Below are 19,993 nucleotides of genomic sequence, written 5' to 3' on the forward strand. Positions count from 1 at the left end.
ATCGCTCGAAGGAGAGGTTGATGGAAAGCAAAGTTGTTGTTCCGGCGGAAGGTCAGAAAATTACTGTTAGTCAGGGAAAACTTGTTGTACCAAATAACCCTGTGATCCCTTACATCGAAGGGGACGGGATTGGGGTTGATGTCTCTCCTGTCATGCTGAAAGTGGTTGATGCCGCCGTAGAGAAAGCTTACAAGGGCGACCGTAAGATTTCCTGGATGGAAATCTACACCGGCGAGAAATCTGTTGAACTGTATGGTCCGGATGTCTGGCTGCCGAAGGAAACCCTCGACCTTATCAAAGAATACCGCGTTGCCATTAAAGGCCCATTAACCACTCCGGTTGGCGGAGGCATTCGTTCACTGAACGTTGCGCTGCGTCAGGAGCTCGATCTGTACATCTGTTTGCGCCCGGTTCGATACTACACCGGCACCCCAAGCCCTCTGAAACGCCCTGAAGATACCGATATGGTCATCTTCCGTGAAAACTCCGAAGATATTTATGCCGGTATCGAATGGAAAGCCGGTACTGCAGAAGCAGATAAAGTGATTAAATTCCTGCGTGAGGAAATGGGTGTTAAAAAAATCCGTTTCCCTGAGCAGTGTGGTATCGGTGTTAAACCTTGTTCAGAAGAAGGTACCAAACGTCTGGTGCGTGCTGCGGTGGAATACACCATTGCCAACGACCGTGACAGCCTGACTCTGGTTCATAAAGGCAACATCATGAAATTCACCGAAGGTTCTTTCAAAGACTGGGGCTACCAGTTAGTGAAAGAAGAATTCGGCGCTGAGCTGCTGGATGGCGGCCCATGGATGAAGTTTAAAAACCCGAAAACCGGCAAAGAGATCATCGTTAAAGATGTTATCGCCGATGCCTTCCTGCAGCAAATCCTGCTGCGTCCTGCCGAATACGACGTTATCGCCTGTATGAACCTGAACGGCGACTATATTTCAGACGCCCTGGCAGCCCAGGTAGGCGGTATTGGTATTGCCCCGGGTGCCAACATTGGTGACGAATGCGCACTGTTCGAAGCTACCCACGGTACTGCACCAAAATACGCCGGTCAGGATAAAGTGAACCCGGGTTCAGTGATCCTGTCTGCCGAAATGATGCTGCGTCATATGGGTTGGACCGAAGCGGCCGACCTGATTGTTAAGGGAATGGAAGGTGCTATCGCCGCCAAAACCGTGACCTACGATTTCGAACGTCTGATGGACGGCGCTAAGTTGCTGAAATCCTCAGAGTTTGGTGATGCTATCATCAAAAATATGTAATCAGGCGTCACCGCTGATACATAAGCACGGGTTCTGAAAAGAGCCCGTTTTTTTTATGCCCGAAAACCTTTCCCCAAAACTCTTCCCCAAAACCCTCCGTTCGGCGGACTGGGATTTATCAGTAATTCTTACATTTCAAGCTCTGGATTTTGTCATTACGGGTGGGGATTCGGGCTGTTTATTTGGTTAATTCCTTCCCCGAAGGGAGATTGTAGTCAAGCCTGTTCAGGCCATTATTTTTGAGGTGAGTGGGTAGAGGGAGGGTGTAGCGATGGAATGGTCAGTGAGTTCGTCCGCATTGTGCCAAAAGCTGACATTGTGAAAGCCATAAAGTCCTTAACTTGATGCCCATCGGAATTGTTTACTTTACAATGCCAACCACAAACAGCCTAAACAGAGCCGGGAGATCACGTGCACACCAACATGATTGAATACCTAAATATTTTCATCCAGGTTGTTGAGCAGGGTAGTTTCTCTAAAGCCGCTGACGTGCTTCAAATCCATCGTCCCACCGTGAGCAAAGCGATACAGCAAATTGAGCATGATCTGGGTGTAAAACTGATTCATCGCACAACCCGCAAGCTTAACATTACTGCTGAAGGAGATGAGTTTTATCATCATGCCAGGCATGTGCTGGCCGAAGTGAATGACATGATGGCTAGTTTTTCACCGACTCTTCCCCCCCGGGGGCGGCTCAGGCTTGATGTCCCGCTGGCGCTGGCTCACGCCATACTGATCCCTAATCTCAAACATTTCCAGTCACTATATCCTGATATTGACGTCGTACTTGTTTCATCAGACAAAAAAACCGATTTGATCGCTGAAGGTGTGGACTGTCTTGTCCGCATGGGCGAGCTTCAGGATTCGAGTTTTATCTCCAGACGTCTTGGTTACATCAGGATGGTTACCTGTGCAGCCCCATCATACCTGCAACAACATGGACGACCCGAAACACTTGCGGATCTGGGCCTGCATCGGGCGATCAATTTTTTCAGCGAACACAGTCGTGACGTGATGGAATGGAAATTTATCAAAGACGGAAACGTTGTATCGTTTCGCCCTGCGGGCAATATGCTGGTTGATAATTCGGATATTCTGCTTTCCTGTGGCCTGGCCGGTTTAGGTATTATCCAGGCCACATTTGACGGCCTCGCCCCCCATATTGCTTCCGGCGCTCTTGAAGAAGTTCTTCCGCAGTACCCTTCAGTATCCAAGCCTGTGTCGGTGATGTATCCGGACAGGCGCTATCTTTCTCCAAAAGTACGGGTCTTTATCGACTGGTTCAGTGAAGTTCTGACCAAGCAGATCTGCTGAAAGCATAGATTATTAACAGATAATTAATACTGAAGTTCCCTGCCAGCTATTTTTGGTGCGTGTATAGCAGCGTAGATTGTCAGTAAATGAAACGGGCATGTCTTCAACAATATTCTGAAGATGTGCTGCTAACTGACGAGAGCTGAATATGTCTAAAGTGGTTACCTTTAACCGTACCGGTGGTGCGGAAGTACTGGAAGTAGTAGATGTGGAAGTGCCCGCACCAGCAGCGGATGAGGTTCAGATTCGCGTACACGCGATTGGGCTCAATCGTGCAGAAATCATGTACCGCAACGGTCAGTATGTCATTGAGCCAGAATTTCCGGCACGCCTGGGTTACGAGGCCTCGGGCGTAGTGCAGGCCGTTGGTGAGCTTGTAGAAGGGTTGGTTAACGGAGATCGGGTCAGCGTTATCCCTTCGTTTATGTTTAATGAATACGGTATGTACGGTGAACTGGTCAATGCTCCGTTAAATGCTGTGGTGAAGCATCCTGAAAATCTTTCCTTCGAGGAGGCTGCTGCAAGCTGGATGATGTATGTCACTGCATATGGCGCGCTGGTTGAATATGGCAACCTTAAGGCTGGTCAGAATGTTGTTATCCGTGCGGCATCAAGCAGTGTAGGCCTGGCTGCCATACAGATAGCTAACATGCTGGGTGCCAGACCCATTGCTCTTACCCGGACTTCCGAAAAAAGCGAAATGCTTCTTAAATCTGGTGCCACCACAGTTATAGCGACTGCTGAGCAGGATATGGTTGCGGAAATCAATCATGCGACAGATGGCATTGGGGCGCATATTGTTTTTGATCCTGTCGGTGGTCCGGACGTGGCAAAACTGACCCAGGTGATGGCACCGCAAGGTATGTTCTTCCAGTACGGGGCGCTCGACAGCCGCGACATGCTTGTGCCTGTCTTTGATATTCTCGGTAAGCATCTTACGCTCCGTGGATACGAGTTGTTTGAAATCACGACGAACCCTGAAAAAATGGCACGCGCAAAATCCTTCGTCACCGAAGGGTTACGTTCCGGCAAACTGAAACCTGTCATTGATAAAACATTCCCGCTTCAGGATATTGCGGATGCACAGCGCTATATGGAAGCAAATGGACAGGTTGGCAAAATCGTCGTAGTGGTTGGGTAAACCTTAAACCCACTATGAGAAAGTTGCATTCACCAGTCGGTTTATTTTCTGTAATAACTTCATCGCAGCGGAGTAACACATGATTTCACAACACAACTGGCAGGCACCGGCCATTAATCGCAAAAAAGTGGGCGATATGGCAGTGACCATGCTTAGTGATGGTTATCTGGACGTATCTTTTGAGTTGTTGTCCGGGATTGATGGCTCCCGGGCGGAGGCGTTACTCCGGAAGCGTGGTGCACCTGCATCGCCTCGTATTAATATCAACGTATACGTTATTAAGACCCCTGAGCACACTATCCTGATAGACAGCGGTGCTGGCGGTATCAATGGCTGGGGCGGTCGGCTTCAGGTTGCTCTGGCCGCTGCAGGTATTGACCCACTCGCTATCGACACCATTTTACTGACTCACGCGCACCCGGATCATATCGGTGGTCTTGCAGGTCCTCTCCAGACTCCGGTTTTCCGTAATGTCCAACAGCTTTTTGTACATGAAAAAGAACTCGCTTTCTGGCGCGATGAAACTATTTCGGCCAGCGCACCTGATGCGTTCAGGCCTTTCTTTGAGGTAGCTAAAAACGCTTTTAACGCGTACGACGACAAACTGGTGCCTTTCCGTAAGGAAGCAATCCTGCCGGGGATCCAGGCCGTTGAACTGTTTGGCCACACGCCGGGCCACAGCGGATATCTGCTGGGAGATGAAAAAAGAATCTCTGCTCATCTGGGGCGATATCGTTCATTTCCCGCACGTCCAGGTCGCTCAGCCTGATGTCACTATCGCCTTCGACAGCGATCCTGTTGCCGCTGCTGCGGTCCGGAGCAGACTGCTTGACCGCGCTGCGAGTGATAATCTGGCCGTTAGCGGAATGCATTTTAACCTGCCAACTACTGGTAAGGTTGTGCGAGATGGTAACAGCTTTGCATTGAACTATGACATCTGGTCACCAGTAGTCTGAACTTGCCCCTTCCCGGCAGATCTTCCGGGAAGGCATTTCTTACTTTCACTCGCTTATCTATGGTCTTGTGAATATTTAATATTTTCAGACAAATGGCTTATTAGCACCACGCCCTTGTTCTTTGTTCTTCCCTTGAGTCCAGGTTTTTTCCTGATTAATATTTTTGTTGCTTGTCTGCCTTTAAAATTTAACGTCCGCTCCTAGCGGACTGCCGTATTTATAGAAAGCATCTCACCCAACTACCACCCAATCCTTTCCCCGGTCATCATTATATCTGTCGGTCATTTTTTGGGATTTATGTCCCGGCAGCTTTTGCGTATCCAGTCCCTGTGCCCGGTACAGACGTTCAGACAGGGAACGCTGTTCATGGAAAGTTGGCGCGGTGCCTTCTGTCCAGGTGATACCGCAGCGGTTTCTGGCTTTTTTAAAGGGGGTTGTAATCGCGTTGGCCGACACTCTGGCGCTACGGGTGGCTTGAGAGGTGGTGTGACGGAAATGGGCCAGGTACTTACTCAGTACGGCGTCCCGGCATTCGGCAACTACCTGCCGCAGAAATGCCTACAAATATTTTCTTGTTTAATCCCGACCGGATTAATCATACAACCAGCGGCCAGCCTTTGCTGATTCGATCAGCATGCGGATAGTGAAATCCGGGACAGGTATTGGCGGAGATTTACTGAAGGGATTCCAGAATAAAGGTGCAGAGGGGTAGTAAGTTTCAATTTTGAAATTTCCCCGCTCGACATTGAGCTCCCTGAAGAAGTCATTCATCAGATCTTCAACTTCAGTCCCGTTAATACTTAGATCGGTATCCAGATCAGTGTCAGGTTTCAGCTCTACCTTTTTTTGATTAAACAGATAGATGCCGGCATAAGCCCTACCAGCTTATAAACTCTGTGCTCAATATTTTCGTCCTCTTGCGTCCCTGCTGGATTATTCATATAACCAACGTCCCGTTCTGGCTGATTCAGCGAACATTCTGACTGTGAGCGGCCTTTTTAATTGTTTTACAGGTCTTTTTGTAAACCAACTACGAAAGAACCACGGGATAATCCAGGGCAGATATTGATCTATGTGTAGTGATGAAATGTCAGTATTAAATTCTACTGAGTATTTATCAATAGTCGGTGCAAGGTCGTCAATTTCTGCATACTCCTGAAGAATACTATCTAAACTGAGCGTAACAGGTTTTAGTAACAGTGATTTAACTACAGGTAACTCAGTTCGAAAAAATTTCAGAACTTCTTCATCAGTCACCATATCCGGTCATTTCCCCTGGCAATGCGGTTGTAGTTTACTGCATTCCTGAAAGCGATAGTAGCCACATCAGAGGCGACGATAAACCATCCCAATACAGGCACTGTATGCCCGACGAATGCCCCGGGATGGTTAACCCGTATGGGTTTTAAGGTTCGCAGGCTGGCGTTAGTGAATGTCGGAAGACGAAACGGACTCCAGATTCAGACACCGTTAGGCCATTTCAGGTGTTATAGATGTTCCTTTCGTTGTCCCGCCAAATTTATCCCTTGTGGACGATCAGGCTGACCTGGGATTAACCACGCAGCGGCCGCAAAGTCAGATGTACCAATCTGCTTATTAACAGCCTTAGGAAAAATCCGTAAGAATAATTCTCCTGCCGGAAGGTTGGGGATTCCCCTGTAAAAGTACGAACCACCGGGTTATTTAACCGTATCTATACGATTTCCTGTTTATTTAAGTCAGATTTACCCTACAGGAATATTGTGGTTTTTTATATGGGAAATTTTCAGTTGACTCAGGTTAAGCGTACTGAGGTCGATATTTTTGTAATGTCATAAAGGTGATGCTGAGAAGACTAATATTCTCATTTTTTTATTACACACTGACTTCGCATAGATGGGGAATGACCAGGAAAATGATGTTCAGAAATTTTTCTATTATATAACCCTGGTTCTGCTAACACCGGGTCTCAGTTTTAGCATTAGCAAAGTCTTTCGTTGGGTGTATTGCGAGGTGCGGATTTATACTGACAGATATCGATGGATGTATACTGATGGCAGTGATATAAGAGTAATCTGCATCACTTCAAAAAGGATTTTATTGTGGGATTTAATAAATTAATTACACCTCAGATAATTACAGTATTATATGCCTTGACTCTGGTATTATCCTTACTTGGCGCGTTTATTAACCTGTCTAAAGGAAAAGTAAGCGAAGCCATAGTTTTACTGGTCATCGCTGTATTTAGCAGGGTGTTCTTTGAATGTGTTATCGTTAACTTTAAAAATAATGAATATCTTAAACGGATAGCTGAAGCACTTCAAAAACGACAGCCCTAGTGGTTTCAGATAAATATCCCTTCCGGGATGTCTATGACTGTTTCGGCTTTAAATCCGTCCACGGGCAGCATCTGAAAGGTTGAATATCCGCTGAGTAGGGTGCAGTTTTTACCCGAAAAGATAAAGTTTTCGGATGGCGCCGTGGTCCGGTAGTGGGGGTAAAGAATGGCTCTTTAGCCCCGTAGTCAGGCTGGATGACCCGGGACCTGTTGAAATTTTAAGTTGAAGGCAACTTTGCCCATTTGCCTGGCTGATGCCAGAAGCGGCTCCACATTCTGTAAGCCGCTTACTCACAGAATGTTAGCATGAGAATCATCGGGTAATTCGTAATGCATCCACAACCAGTGAAAACGCCGGGGAAAGTTGTTTACGGCTGGGATAATAAAGATAGTATCCTGGAAAAGGGTGGCACCATGACTCCAGTACACGAATCAGACGACCTTCGCTGATATGCGACCCACACTCCTGTTCAGGTAAAAAGGCGATTCCCAGCCCCGCAAGTGCTGCGTCGACAACATGTTCAGAAGTATTAAACGTAAGCTGTCCGTTAACCCGCACATTTAACTCGCCTCCCTGCTGGTCAAACTCCCAGACATAAATTGCTCCCGACCGGATCATACGCAGATTAATACACTGATGCTCCGTTAGGTCATAAGGTGTCTGCGGGACAGGGTAACGACTGAAGTAATCAGGCGAAGCTATCGCCGCCATGCGGAGTCGTGGGCCAATAGGTATCGCTATCATGTCCTTGTCAATCGTATCACCCAAACGCACACCAGCATCGAAACGATCCGCCACAATGTCACGAAATCCGTGGTTAGCATCGAACTCAATATGAATATCCGGATATTCCCTTAATAACGGGGTAAGTTTAGGCAGCAAGGTCGTTTTCAACACATTTGGACCGCAGGTAATACGCACGGTGCCGGCAGGCTTGTCCCGAAGTTCGGTGAGCATATCCAGTTCGGCCTCAATCTCGTCAATACGATGACCCACCGACTTTAGCAGACGTTCTCCCGCAGCCGTAGGCGATACACTACGGGTAGTCCGGGTGAGCAGGCGAATTTTCATCCGCTCTTCCAGTCCGGAAATCGCCTGGCTCAGGGCCGACTGAGTTACGCCAAGTTGCGCGGCAGCACGTGTAAAGCTGGATTCCCGGGCTACGGTCACAAAGGAAAGTAAGTCGTTAAGGTTGCGTCTGGCCATGGTTGTTGCTGCCTTTTTTATTAATTTTACTTATAAGCTTATTAAGTATTCATTAGTTAGTTTTAGCGATTTCTATTGGTAACAATAATGAGATGTAAAAGTCAATACTCATAGCTACGCAATTCCAGCAGCGTAGAAAGTCATATTTGCTGATGTCCTGTTTTGTCTTACTGTCCGTTGCGTTGCAAAAAGGCATGACAGAGGATAATGATCCGGGAGTCTTAACAGCGGCAATGAGCTGTCTACTGTGGGTGCCGAGCCGCTGGGAAGTTAGCTGGGGTCGGTTATCGGCTGGCGGGGGGCTGATGGTCGCCACGGTACAACTGTCGCTTGCACTGGGCTCTACGGTAGGTGGTCTGCTTTTCGACTATCAGGGTTACCAAAGTACATTTCTGGCCAGTGCCCTGATGTTAATTATTTCTACTGTACTTATATTCCTGACTTCTGGTGCAGATAACCGGGTAACCCGCAGAGATAACTCTGGTACCCCACCGGGGGGTACCGGAAGAATCTGGCCTGATAATACAGTTTCAGAGCTGAATACGATTTATAAGCATTTTCATGGCTTTTATAAACAGTAGCAGGTGCGCTCAAATACCCGCTCAGCATTATCTGACCGGGTAAGTGCGACTCTCAAAGTAAAAAGGGCTGTTTATTCGCCTGAGACCATAAAGGGAGTTCAACGGTCCCGGGATTATCGTATCCGGCTCAGATAAACGGTCGGGAAATTAACTCCAGCCCGGACAGTACCAGGAACAGAAGAAAGCACTGCCGGAAGTGCCTGGAACTGATACGTGCCCGAACCTTCTGTCCGATCCACATTCCGGCCAGCGCTGGCAACAGGGATAAAAAGGATAACGAAAACTGCCCGATTCTGAGAGCATCATTCAGATAAAGTCCGGTGGCCAGCGCCAGGGTCGAAACGGTAAATGACAAGCCAAGCGCCTGCACCAGTTCATCCTTACTGAAACGAAGCGACTGAAGAAAGGGAACGGCCGGCATCACAAAGACGCCAGTAGCTCCGGTGATCATTCCGGTGATACCCCCAATGACCGGCGCCAGCCATTTTTCCCGGGTCTGTGAAACGGTGAACGAAGGCGAAATCAGGGCAAAAACAGCATAGGTAATTAAAGCCACTCCCAGGCTAAATGCAGACCAGGAAGGATTTATCCGGGATATCAGCGAAGATGTCGCTACTGTACCCACCATAATCAGCAGCATCATCAGCCACAAACGCCGGAAAACCAGCCTCACTGACGGTCCTGAAAACAGCTGCAGTAGGTTAGTGACAAAAGAAGGAACAACCAGCAGTGCTGCCGCGACAGGAAGAGGTAAAAACAATCCCAGCAGACCCATTGCCACCGTGGGCAAGCCCATACCGGTTACGCCTTTAACAAAACCGGCGAGCATAAAGATAAGCAGTAGACAGAGATACAGTTGTTCGCCCACGAAATTTGTCCTGATAAAAGAGGTTAAGTGATTCAACCATCTCCGCTCAGAGTGGACAATCTGGTTTTAGTGGACCATGCTTCGGATAATCCGAAGAGTCAGGTGATTTCATATGAGACTGGATCTGTCCGATTTAACACTGGTCGTCTGCATCGCTGATGCGGGTAGCATTACCCGCGGCGCTCAAACTGCCAGTCTGGCGGTGGCTTCGGCCAGTGAGAGACTGAAAAGTATTGAAGAAGATAGCGGGGCAAAACTATTCTTTCGACATCCCAGAGGAGTCAGCCTGACGGAGGCGGGTGAGATACTGGTGGGCCATGCACGCGAACTCCTTGCCGGACACCAGCGGCTTAAAACCGAACTTGATGCTTATCTCAAAGGCGGCAGAGGGAAAATCCGGTTATATGCCAACACTTCATCAATGGCCAGTTTTCTGCCGGGCAGGCTGGCAGGTTGGCTGTCAGAACATCCCGATGTGACTATTGAACTGGAAGAGCGGACCAGTGAAGATATTATTAACAGCATTAGCAGAGGTATTGCAGAGGCCGGTCTTGTCTCGGATGCAGTTAATACCGGAGAACTTATGCTTGAACCCATAGCAGATGACAGGCTTGCCCTTATCCTGCCTGCGACTCATCCATTGAGATTTAGGGATAATGTCACTCTGCAGGATGCCATCAGTGAGCCTTTTATTGGCCTTTACCCGGGGAATGCGCTACAGGACCACATCAGCGGCCATGCTCGCAGGCTGGGTCATTCATTGTTTTATCGCATCAGAATGAGCAGCTTTGAAGGTGTTTGTGAGATGGTCAGCAGTGGGACAGGGGTCGCTGTCATTCCTGCTTCAATAGCAGAACGCTTCAGAAAAAAATTTAACTACCATACTTTGCCATTAAACGACCCATGGGCACGGCGACGGATCTGTATTTGCTATAAAACAGCGGAATCACTGAGCCCGGGCATGGCAGAGTTAATCGACTTTCTCAGAACTTAAATTTTATAAAATGTTGAAGGGTACCCGGCTCTGCGGGTACAGCCCGGTCATACACACCGTCTGTCGGATATCAGTTTTCCGAATCAAATCCTGCCATACAATAATATCCTTCTATCCGCTGAACAAACTATGGGTTAATCAATCCCGGGATGATCAGCTTTGCGAGTCCGGTAAGTCAGTTTGTTTTGCAGCATGATCACCATTAAAGGAAAAACACCGGCGGATAATGCACTGACAATCAATAACCGGTTCAGATGTTGCGTGGTTATCAATGCTTCAGGAAGCAACAAAGAAGACAGGAAGAAGGCGAGGGTAGTAAACAGGAACATTAGCGTGGTCTGTAGTGAAGAAAAACCGGCGCGTTGTTTATTATCAGGATAGCGGACAGCCAATGACGAAGCAGCAACCAGCCGGCTATATGAGGCTGCAAGAAATAAGCTGATAAACAGCAATGATCTGTCAGAACCCGTTGCAGGGATCAGCAAACTGGTGGCAAATAACAGCGTTGACACGGTTGCCAGAGACAAGACTGAGACACGCGAGATCAGGATACCGGTCATTTTGGTTGACAGATATCCGACAATTCCTCCGGTGAGGAACAAGCCGGGTAACTGCTGTTGCTGTGCTCCCATAAACTGCATCAATAATGGAGTCAGAACAGGAATAATCAGCATCGGGCTGAACTGCACTACTGCCGTACAGGAGGCGAAAACCAGGGTCTGTTTATCCATCGCAATCTTGTTCCGGCTGCCAGACGGAGGTGTATCGCCGGGTACGATAAAAATGATTAATGGTAAACAAAACAGACAAAGCACACTGACTGACCACAGAGCAAAATGCCAGCCGTAGTGAGTGCACAAAAATAACACTGCCGGCATTCCGGCAATACTGACCATTGGAAACGAGGCAATGACTGTTGCGAGGACTTTGCCACGTAAATTTTCCGGAGCGCAGTTGATAAGAATAGTGATCCCCACTCCCATCGTGGTGCCACCCACGACTCCTGCGAAAAATCGCAGTGCCAGCAAAGTACCAAATTGCGTTGTGAGTGTGGAGCAATAAGTGACTGCTGCCAGTAACAACATATTCATCATCAGGAATTGTTTTTTATTAACCCGGTCAATCCGGTAAAAAGCAGCGCTGCCGGAAAGGACGGCTCCCAGGGTGTAGAGTCCGGAGGCATAACCGGAAAAGGAGACAGGCACTGAAAACGTGTCTGCCATAAAAGCAAAAACCGGTGTTGAAGCCATGTACTCCAGTGCATTAGCGAACTGGATAAAAGCTATAACCATGGCCAGTCGCATAACCGCTTTATAATCCATTGTTTTTGTAAGCAGGGGCATAACAGTTAACCTGTGAGTGAAAGTGGGCTAAGTCTAACTGCTATCGTCGATGATGTTTATATGCTAAAAATGGTGCATATTGTTATCAAACCCGGGATTATTGATGCGTCCTGTACTTGAATTTAACAGCCTTAACGTGTTTATTGCGGTTGCTGAAAAAGAAAGTTTTGTAGGTGCAGCAAAATTCCTCGAAATGCCGACCTCGAATGTCAGTCGTTGTATTTCTCAGTTAGAAGAAAAGCTCAATCTTCAACTGATTGAGCGCAGTACCCGACATATGAAACTTACCCAGGCCGGCCAGTTACTGTATAGCCGCGCGGTACCTTTACTGGAGACTCTGGAGCAGACTGAGACAGAACTGACCATGCGCCAAATGCAACTCAGAGGGCCGCTACGTCTGTGCATCCCCAATGAATTAGGTCCCGCATTACTTGGTTCGGTGATCGCTGACTTTGCGTATCAGTACCCTGAACTTGAGATAAGCTGTGTCACAAATCTCTCGGGGTTAGAATCCCTGCGGGATGACCTGGATTTAGCCATCATTGTCACTCGCGGCCAGTTGGATAACAGTGACTATATCGCCCGCCATCTGTTGACTATTCCCTGTACTATCGTGGCAGCGCCTTCCGTTATTCAGCGTTATGGTACTCCGTCTGATATCCGGCAGTTCGCACAATTACCCTGTATCTCTACGGTCAGTGCTCTGCAAGGTGCCGCATGGCAGTTTGTGGATAAAAAAGGGAGATTTGAGACCATCAGGGTGAGAGGGCACTATCGGGTCAACAGCGGAGAGATGGCAGGGCGGGCTGCACTGGCAGGTGTCGGTTTTGCAATTCTGTCTAAACAAGCCTGCCAACCCTATATCGACGATGGACGGTTAATTGAGATTCGGTTTCAACAGACCGCGGCTCCTTTGCAGTTATTGGCGCTCTATTCAGACCGCCGTTTTCTGCCGGCTAAAATCAGAACATTGATTGATTTTATCCATCTGCAACTAAACCCTCCGCTGTGAACCCCCTGAAGTCAGAGGATTTCGTAACGCAGTGTTGATTTTCGTTATTTATCGCCGTATACCCGAAGACTTTCCCCTGCAATATTCTGCAGGGGAAGCAACGTTCTCAGCCTTGGTGCCCGGTCGCTTAAATGGCCCCATGAAATGTCGGGAAATCAGTATAGCCATGGGCATCACCACCAAAAAAAGTCTCGCGCTGATAGTGGGTCAGTGGATGACTGTGGCGGATTCTATCAGGCAGATCCGGGTTCGATGTGAACAGGCGACCGAAGGCAATCAGATCAGCATCGCCACTTTGCAGCATTTTCTCCGCGTCCTCCGGCTTGAATCCACCGGCAGCGATAATCGTTCCCGGGTAATAAGGCCGAAGATCGTGGCTGGCGACCGGTTCTGCATAATGGTCTGTCGATTTATCTTCCGGGCCGACAATCCGTGGCTCAATAATATGCAGGTAAGCCAGCTTAAAAGCGGCTAGCTGGCTTACCAGGTAGCGGAAGGTGGCTTGCGGATTACTGTCATGCATATCACCGTAAATACCGCTGGGTGAAATCCGAACGGCTACCCGTCCAGGACCCCATATTTCTGTTAGTACCGCGACCGATTCCAGCAGGAAGCGGGCACGATTCTCCAGGCTACCGCCATAATTATCGGTACGCAGATTACTGCCATCCAGCAGGAATTGCTCAGGCAGGTAACCATTCGCGGCATGCAGTTCTACACCATCAAAGCCGGCGGCTTTCGCCCGTTTAGCTGCCTGACGCAATTCATTCATCAGTAGCGGAATTTCGGTGGTTTCCAGTGCCCGTGGTTGTGGAAATAATTTTCCTTCATAACCCCCTTGTTCATTTCTCACCACACCGTAGGTTTCTTTGGCAATCAAAGCGGAAGGTGCCACAGGCTGTTGTCCACCGGACAGTTCAGGCAGTGACTGGCGGCCCGGATGCCAGAGCTGCAAAATAATCTGGCTGCCCCGCGCGTGAACGGCATCGGTGAGTCGTTTCCATCCGGCCTGTTGATGGTCGGTAAATATACCGGGGGCATCCTGATAAGCATTAGCGTAAGGTGATATCGCTGTCGCTTCAGCAATCAGCAGTCCACCCTTGCTGGCCCGCTGACGGTAGTACTCCGTCATCAGTTCTCCCGGTACTCCTCCCGGTTCCGTTCTCATTCGGGTGGCAGGGGCCATGACGACGCGGTGTTCGAGTTGCAATTTGCCGGCACCGGCTGCGGACAGTAATTTTTTCATCATTAATACTCCATAACTGTGGGGGATGTCTGTGCGGATTCCCTGTGAATATTGGGTCCCGGGTCATTTAACCGTTTCAGGATTCCGGCTGTGCCATATTGCGCGCAACCTGGGCCGCACTGATGCCTTCCAGTGCCAGGCCATAGCCAATACCTTCATCCAGTAAGCGTTTCAGACGTTGTGTCAGTGCAATGCGGGTATAGCGCGAGGTGAGTGGTGGCAGGGCTGCAATCCCGTCTGCAATTTCATGGGCACGAGCCAGCAGTTTGTCTGCAGGAACAATTTCATTAACCACTCCCCATTGTCTGGCGGTTTCTGCATCCAGTTGCTGGCGGGTCAGCAGAAAATAACGGCCACGAACAGAGCCAATCACTTCCGGCCACAGGATATGGACACCATCGCCCGGTACTATCCCGAACTCAAAGTGAGGTTTGTCCTGAAATATGGTTTCTGGTGTTGCCAGTATGATATCGGTCAGCAGGGCATATTCGCTGTGCAACAGTACAGGGCCATTCAGCGCGGTGATCATGGGCACTTCAATATCAAGAATGTTGTTAAGAACTTTTCTCCCTTCGCGCAGAATCTTGTCGAATCCGGAGGGGTTGAAAAAGTCGAAACCTTCAGGGCTAATAGCATCCATAAAGGCACCGCCGGAACCGGTCAGGATGACTGCACGGTTATTACGATCCTCCCCAATGGCATGGAACAACTCAACGAACTGTTCGTGGGTATGGCCGTCGAACACCAGCTTTTCATCGTCAGTGTGAAATTTCACTTCCAGGACTCCGTTTTCTTTTCGGGTCAGACGGGCGTTAGCGAAGGCGTTACGGTAGGTTTCAAATGCTGACATGGCGATATTCCTCAGGTAGTCCGGGCCGGAGTGGCGGGGTGTGAAATCACAATATTCTATTCCTGATGAAATGGGATCGGCTTTGATTTAGATAATGCCTATTCCTAAATGGAATGGATTTGAACAGAAAAGCTCAATAAGTAACCCTGCTGTACCAGCAGTGGCCTTTGCGTGGACAGATGTTCCTGAAGCTTACGGACCCACAGTATTCGATAAAATCAACTAATGTGGCTTCTCACGTTAGTTACAGTACCTAAAGCGACTCCGGTTGTTCATGCGGTTAAAACGGGAAAAACTAATAAGTTTGCCCATCTTAATCTATGCCGCAGTGTAGAATATCCTCTGCCTGGCGGACAGCTGGGTCACATCCCGGGGATTTTTTCTTAAACAATAACACCAGATTTGAAACCTCACCGGTTTAGCCTATCCTTGATAGGTGGGTGATAATTAAGGTGTTTATGTTTTAAGGAAAAAAGATGCTAAAAATAAAACGTAAAAAAGTTAAACCAATGCGACTCAAGGACGTCACGATTATCGACGACGCCCGGCTAAAAAAAGCCATCACGGCGGCCGCATTAGGTAATGCAATGGAGTGGTTTGACTTTGGTGTGTATGGATATGTTGCGACAGTATTAGGTAAAGTGTTTTTCCCTAACGCCTCTCCTGCTATCCAGATCATTGCTGCATTAGGAACTTTCTCGGTACCTTTTATTATCCGTCCGCTTGGTGGGATGTTCTTTGGGGTGCTGGGGGATAAATATGGCCGGCAAAAGATACTGGCAACCACCATTATTCTGATGACTCTCAGTACCTTCTGTATTGGTTTGATTCCTTCATATGCCACTATCGGTTTCTGGGCGCCGGTATTGCTGCTTATCGCTAAGATGGTGCAGGGCTTTTCTGTCGGTGGCGAGTATACGGGGGCATCTATTTTTGTGGCCGAATATTCGCCGGACCGGAAACGCGGTTTTATGGGGAGTTGGCTGGATTTTGGTTCACTGGTGGGGTTTGTGTGTGGTGCCGGAATAGTGGTACTGCTAACCACTATGCTGGGGCAGGAAACCTTTAACGAATGGGGCTGGAGGATTCCGTTCTTCCTGGCATTACCTCTGGGATTAATTGGTCTCTATCTGCGTAACGCTCTGGAAGAGACTCCGGCGTTCCAGAAACATGTGGACTCTCTGGAAGAAGGGTCTAAACAGGGACTGAGCGAAGGTCCCTCAGTGCCATTTAAAGAAGTGGCGCGCAAACACTGGCGTAACCTGATCTCCTGTATCGGAATAGTCATTACCACCAATGTGGCGTATTACATGCTACTGACTTACGTACCGAGCTACCTGACTCACGACCTGCACTACTCTGAAGACCGGGGTGTATTGATTATCGTGGTGATTATGCTGGCAATGCTGTTTGTACAGCCGGTGATGGGCCTGCTCAGCGATAAGTTCGGTCGTCGTCCGTTTATCGTTATCGGTAGCATTGCGATGGTTGTTTTTTCCATCCCGTCATTTATGCTGATCACACATAACAGTCTGCCGGCGTTGTTTTTTGGGTTATTGATTCAGGCGGTGATACTTAACTGCCTGATTGGGGTCATGGCGGCGACTCTGCCCGCTTTGTTCCCGACAGAAGTCCGTTACAGTGCGTTGGCCAGTACCTATAATATTTCTATCCTGGTGGCGGGTATAACTCCGACACTGACCGCCTGGTTGGTGGAAGTGAGTGGAAATCTGTATATGCCGGCTTTTTACCTGATGGTGGTGGGTGTTATTGGGGTAGTGACCGGCCTTTCTATGCGCGAGACAGCCAATAAACCGCTCTATGGTGGCACTCCGGCAGCTTCTTCGCTGGAAGAAGCGAAAGAACTACTGCAGGAACATCATGACGGTATTGAACAGCGAATCGAAGATATTGATGAGCAGATTGAACAGTTGCAGATCAAACGTCGCAATTTAGTCGACCAGCATCCGGATATCACTCATTAAACCAGACTAACCGCTGTCTCCGGACGGCGGTTTTTCCCCCATCGCCGCTTGCATCCTCACAGAGAATTCTCAGTCCGCATAAAATCAACGTCTTTTCAGTATTGGCTTGGCAAATCAGTGAGATTGTACATCTAATTTTTTCGGCAGAAAATATACTGGCATCTCCTCTTGCTGAGGCTCAGGCGACTGGTCCGGTTATCACCCTCTGAGATACACTACAGGCTCTCTCAGATCACACAGCAGGAATATATGACCAATTCTATCGGAATTCTGGCCGGCATGGGGCCGCGATCGACCGCACCTTTTATCGATATGCTGGTATCTGAATGCCAGTCACAGTATGGCGCATGTTTTGATATGGATTTTCCAAGAATGCATATCATTTCTCTGCCAACACCGTTCTGGCCTGGCCAGCCTGTTGATGATCAGGCGATGATTGCTGCCTTACGTTCAGGGGTACGGGAACTGGTGCAGGCCGGAGTCAGTTTTATCGCGGTCCCATGTAATCTGGCACATAATTATTTCAGCGAAATGGAACAGGTTGCCGGAGGTATTCCGGTGTTGCATATCGCTGCAAGTGCCGTGCAACAGATACCGCCGCCCGTGAATTATGTGACTTTACTGGCGACTGAACCCACGCTGGATGCAGGGTACTGGCAGCAAAAATTGCTGGCTGAGGGTAAACAACTCTTCGATAACCCGCAGCTACGCAGTCTGACGACCGCGCTGATCACCAGTATAAAACAGCAAGGTTATCAGAGTGAGACCGTCAGCAGGTTATGGCAGCAGATAACGGGTCTGATCACGGAAAATCGTAGTGGGGCAGTCCTGATCGCCTGCACCGATATCAGTCCGTTGCTGGATAGCGGCGAATATCCGTTTGTGACTATCGACAGTGCAGCCAGTCTGGCGAAGGATGTTATCCGCCGCTATCAGCAACAACGCCAGGCCGCAGGAAGGTGAGTCTGAAGGGGGGCTCTGCATTCGTTTTTTTGATGTAGCCGGACAGAGCTTTTAGCGAAAATACTCAGTGACCTCACTGATAAACAGCTGGCAGCGGCTCTCTTTCATGCGCTGCGGGTCACAGAGCAGATTAAGTGGTCGTTCCGGGACAGGGAAATTCTCGAGTACGGGGATTAATTCACCGCGCTGTAGTGGCTGCTCAAGGCCTTTCTCATAGCCGATAATAATCCCGTTTCCTTTCACTGCGGCGGCCAGTATCGCTCCCCAGTCATTGATAACCAAAGGGCCATTCACAGAGACCTGAATAATTTGCTGCCCGCAGGTAAATGGCCACTCGTGGGCCAGTCCGGCCGGCCATGGCGAGAATCCTATGCAATCATGATGTTGTAAATCCTCCGGGTGCTCTGGTGTTCCACGGCGGGCCAGATAGTTGGGGGATGCACAGGCGATAAACCGGTATGGAGGTAAGGGCCTGGCGACGTAACGCAGGTTTTTATCCGGCTTACCAATCCGGAACACGAAATCGAAATATTCCGCCGCAGGATTGATAATGCCGTCACTCAGTGTTAGTTCAACCTTCATCTGCGGATAGCGCTGCAAAAACAGACTCACAAAATCTACCAGGCTGTAGCGACCCAATGAAACCGGAGCATTAATGCGCAATGTTCCTGAAGGCGTATCCGTAAGACCGCTGGCTTCATTGTCGGCCTGGTTCACAGCTTCGAGTATCGCTTCGCAACGTTTCAGGTACTGCTCTCCTGCCGGAGTCAGGCTTTGTGAACGGGTTGTCCGGTTTAACAGTCGTACAGATAACTGATGTTCCAGTGCAGTAATATGCCGGGCAACCATTTGCGGCGACATGGCCAGTTTATTGGCGGCAACAACAAAAGAGCCTCCCCGGGCCGCTGCCACAAAGGTTCGCATGCTGGTAAGCTTATCAGGCATTAAACACTCCTGGTTGTTTCTGAACTTTATAAATGGGTATTTTAAATACTGCCGATGGTTATTATGCTTGATTTTTAACACATCAACCGAGGCACAACCAATGAACATTTACCTGGTGACTATGGAACACCCTGAAGGTCCTGAGTGGGGTACCTTTGTCCGTGAACATGTGTTGTATCTTAAACAACTGATCCGCAACGGAACGCTGATAGCCTCAGGCCCGTTGAAAAATACCGCGTTACGGGCTGGTTTTTTGATTTTCCGGGCAGAAAGTCTGCAACAGGTTCATATGCTGGTGGATGCCGACCCGTTTGCACGGGAGAAACTGATAGCGAAGCTGGAAATACAACAGTGGGACCCCCTGTTTGGTCAGTTGAGTGCTATTTCCAGCCGGCAGACTGTCGGTGAACTACAGGATTTGGTTGATTGAACCGTCTCTGGTGAGTAGTTACGGCTTCAGCCATAAGCGTATCGCCTAAAACAGCGATTCATCGACAAAAATGTTGTGATGAATGCTGCCAAAACAGAACTAACCGGTTAAGGTAGAGGTTCTTCCGGCACTGTCCGGTGAGTCAGCCAGGCACCGTCCAACACTGACACAGCAATGATGATTCACGGAGCACAGGATGAATGATTCAGTCAGGCTTGGTCGCATTGCCGCTATCTTAGCGGTAAAAAATATTCAGCGAGCAGAGCAGTTTTATACTGAAGGACTTCATTTTACCGCAGTATTTAAGAATGGTAACCCGACAGGTTTTATGATCCTCAGGCGTGATGCTGCTGAGTTACACCTTACCGTCCAGCCATTTCATAAATCAGTTGCCTATCCGGTGGCGCATCTGCTGGTGGATGATGCAGCCGCATTCTACACATGCTGTCGTCAGGCCGGAGCAAAAATTATCAAAGATCTCCAGGATAAAGATTATGGGTTAAGGACATTTGTGTTTGCTGACCCCGACGGAAACCGTATAGATGTCGGGCAAATTCTGCCGAAGTGAGA

17 protein-coding genes and 4 pseudogenes are annotated in these 19,993 nt (G+C 48.8%); 11 read left to right on the top strand and 10 right to left on the bottom strand.

Annotated elements, in window-relative coordinates; all coding sequences use genetic code 11:
- Positions 1-20: 20 nt before the first annotated feature.
- The 4 genes from icd (at position 21) to HA49_RS02515 (ending at position 4,495) form a co-directional block, all read left to right on the top strand.
- Positions 21-1,271: an NADP-dependent isocitrate dehydrogenase gene (gene icd / locus HA49_RS02500; protein ID WP_038020170.1), complete on the top strand. Its 1,251-nt coding sequence runs from the start codon at positions 21-23 to the stop codon at positions 1,269-1,271.
- Positions 1,272-1,694: 423 nt separating this feature from the next.
- Positions 1,695-2,585: a LysR family transcriptional regulator gene (locus HA49_RS02505; RefSeq protein ID WP_084706347.1), complete on the top strand. Its 891-nt coding sequence runs from the start codon at positions 1,695-1,697 to the stop codon at positions 2,583-2,585.
- Positions 2,586-2,733: 148 nt separating this feature from the next.
- The gene (locus tag HA49_RS02510) at positions 2,734-3,726 is read left to right on the top strand and encodes a zinc-dependent alcohol dehydrogenase family protein (RefSeq protein WP_038020173.1); all 993 of its coding nucleotides are present in this window, start codon (positions 2,734-2,736) and stop codon (positions 3,724-3,726) included.
- A gap of 79 nt (positions 3,727-3,805) precedes the next feature.
- Entirely contained in the window at positions 3,806-4,495 is a 690-nt protein-coding gene (locus HA49_RS02515; RefSeq protein WP_245610140.1) for an MBL fold metallo-hydrolase, read from the top strand.
- A gap of 418 nt (positions 4,496-4,913) precedes the next feature.
- On the opposite strand, the pseudogene HA49_RS02520 reads toward HA49_RS02515, so the two are convergent.
- From HA49_RS02520 to HA49_RS02535, 5 genes and pseudogenes are all read right to left on the bottom strand, one after another.
- Positions 4,914-5,234 (bottom strand): annotated as a pseudogene (locus HA49_RS02520) (tyrosine-type recombinase/integrase); the annotation flags it as partial.
- Positions 5,235-5,273: 39 nt separating this feature from the next.
- Positions 5,274-5,623: pseudogene (locus tag HA49_RS20755) on the bottom strand (DUF1493 family protein).
- Positions 5,616-5,942 (bottom strand): DUF1493 family protein, encoded by a 327-nt coding sequence (locus tag HA49_RS02525; protein ID WP_038020178.1) that lies wholly within the window; start codon positions 5,940-5,942, stop codon positions 5,616-5,618. The pseudogene HA49_RS20755 and the gene HA49_RS02525 overlap by 8 nt, the downstream one beginning before the upstream one ends.
- Positions 5,936-6,298: pseudogene (locus HA49_RS22035) on the bottom strand (STM2901 family protein). The gene HA49_RS02525 and the pseudogene HA49_RS22035 overlap by 7 nt, the downstream one beginning before the upstream one ends.
- 1,014 nt (positions 6,299-7,312) lie before the next feature.
- The gene (locus HA49_RS02535) at positions 7,313-8,206 is read right to left on the bottom strand and encodes a LysR family transcriptional regulator (protein ID WP_038020182.1); all 894 of its coding nucleotides are present in this window, start codon (positions 8,204-8,206) and stop codon (positions 7,313-7,315) included.
- 287 nt (positions 8,207-8,493) lie between these two features.
- Here HA49_RS02535 and HA49_RS21100 point away from each other — a divergent pair.
- Positions 8,494-8,661 (top strand): annotated as a pseudogene (locus HA49_RS21100) (MFS transporter); the annotation flags it as partial.
- 253 nt (positions 8,662-8,914) lie between these two features.
- Here the strand turns inward: HA49_RS21100 and HA49_RS02545 are convergent.
- Positions 8,915-9,616, bottom strand: coding sequence for a sulfite exporter TauE/SafE family protein (locus HA49_RS02545; RefSeq protein ID WP_046791650.1), 702 nt, complete (start codon positions 9,614-9,616; stop codon positions 8,915-8,917).
- A 151-nt stretch (positions 9,617-9,767) separates the two neighbouring features.
- Here HA49_RS02545 and HA49_RS02550 point away from each other — a divergent pair, with 151 nt between their 5' ends.
- On the top strand, positions 9,768-10,649 hold the full coding sequence (locus HA49_RS02550; RefSeq protein WP_038020188.1) for a LysR family transcriptional regulator: 882 nt from the start codon (positions 9,768-9,770) through the stop codon (positions 10,647-10,649).
- Positions 10,650-10,783: 134 nt separating this feature from the next.
- Here the strand turns inward: HA49_RS02550 and HA49_RS02555 are convergent, their stop codons facing one another.
- Positions 10,784-11,992 carry an MFS transporter gene (locus tag HA49_RS02555; protein WP_038020190.1) on the bottom strand — a complete coding sequence of 403 codons (1,209 nt, stop codon included), beginning with the start codon at positions 11,990-11,992 and terminating at the stop codon, positions 10,784-10,786.
- A 103-nt stretch (positions 11,993-12,095) separates the two neighbouring features.
- Between HA49_RS02555 and HA49_RS02560 the strand changes: the two genes are divergently transcribed.
- Positions 12,096-13,004: a LysR family transcriptional regulator gene (locus HA49_RS02560; RefSeq protein ID WP_038020192.1), complete on the top strand. Its 909-nt coding sequence runs from the start codon at positions 12,096-12,098 to the stop codon at positions 13,002-13,004.
- A 127-nt stretch (positions 13,005-13,131) separates the two neighbouring features.
- On the opposite strand, the gene HA49_RS02565 is transcribed toward HA49_RS02560, so the two are convergent.
- Both HA49_RS02565 and HA49_RS02570 read right to left on the bottom strand, forming a co-directional pair.
- Positions 13,132-14,253, bottom strand: coding sequence for an alkene reductase (locus HA49_RS02565; protein WP_245610142.1), 1,122 nt, complete (start codon positions 14,251-14,253; stop codon positions 13,132-13,134).
- Between the two features lie 73 nt (positions 14,254-14,326).
- The gene (locus HA49_RS02570) at positions 14,327-15,100 is read right to left on the bottom strand and encodes an enoyl-CoA hydratase/isomerase family protein (protein WP_038020194.1); all 774 of its coding nucleotides are present in this window, start codon (positions 15,098-15,100) and stop codon (positions 14,327-14,329) included.
- A 476-nt stretch (positions 15,101-15,576) separates the two neighbouring features.
- On the opposite strand from HA49_RS02570, the gene proP reads away from it, so the two are divergent.
- Positions 15,577-17,085 (top strand): glycine betaine/L-proline transporter ProP, encoded by a 1,509-nt coding sequence (gene proP, locus HA49_RS02575; protein WP_038020198.1) that lies wholly within the window; start codon positions 15,577-15,579, stop codon positions 17,083-17,085.
- Between the two features lie 249 nt (positions 17,086-17,334).
- A complete protein-coding gene (locus HA49_RS02580; protein WP_038020202.1) occupies positions 17,335-18,048 on the top strand; it encodes an aspartate/glutamate racemase family protein in 714 nt (237 codons plus the stop codon).
- Between the two features lie 51 nt (positions 18,049-18,099).
- Here HA49_RS02580 and HA49_RS02585 read toward each other — a convergent pair whose 3' ends face one another.
- On the bottom strand, positions 18,100-18,993 hold the full coding sequence (locus tag HA49_RS02585; protein ID WP_038020204.1) for a LysR family transcriptional regulator: 894 nt from the start codon (positions 18,991-18,993) through the stop codon (positions 18,100-18,102).
- Between the two features lie 100 nt (positions 18,994-19,093).
- On the opposite strand from HA49_RS02585, the gene HA49_RS02590 reads away from it, so the two are divergent.
- On the top strand, positions 19,094-19,423 hold the full coding sequence (locus HA49_RS02590; protein ID WP_038020207.1) for a YciI family protein: 330 nt from the start codon (positions 19,094-19,096) through the stop codon (positions 19,421-19,423).
- A gap of 196 nt (positions 19,424-19,619) precedes the next feature.
- On the top strand, positions 19,620-19,991 hold the full coding sequence (locus HA49_RS02595; protein ID WP_038020210.1) for a VOC family protein: 372 nt from the start codon (positions 19,620-19,622) through the stop codon (positions 19,989-19,991).
- Positions 19,992-19,993: the final 2 nt, after the last annotated feature.

The organism is Tatumella morbirosei (assembly GCF_000757425.2).
Taxonomy (GTDB): Bacteria; Pseudomonadota; Gammaproteobacteria; order Enterobacterales; family Enterobacteriaceae; genus Tatumella; species Tatumella morbirosei.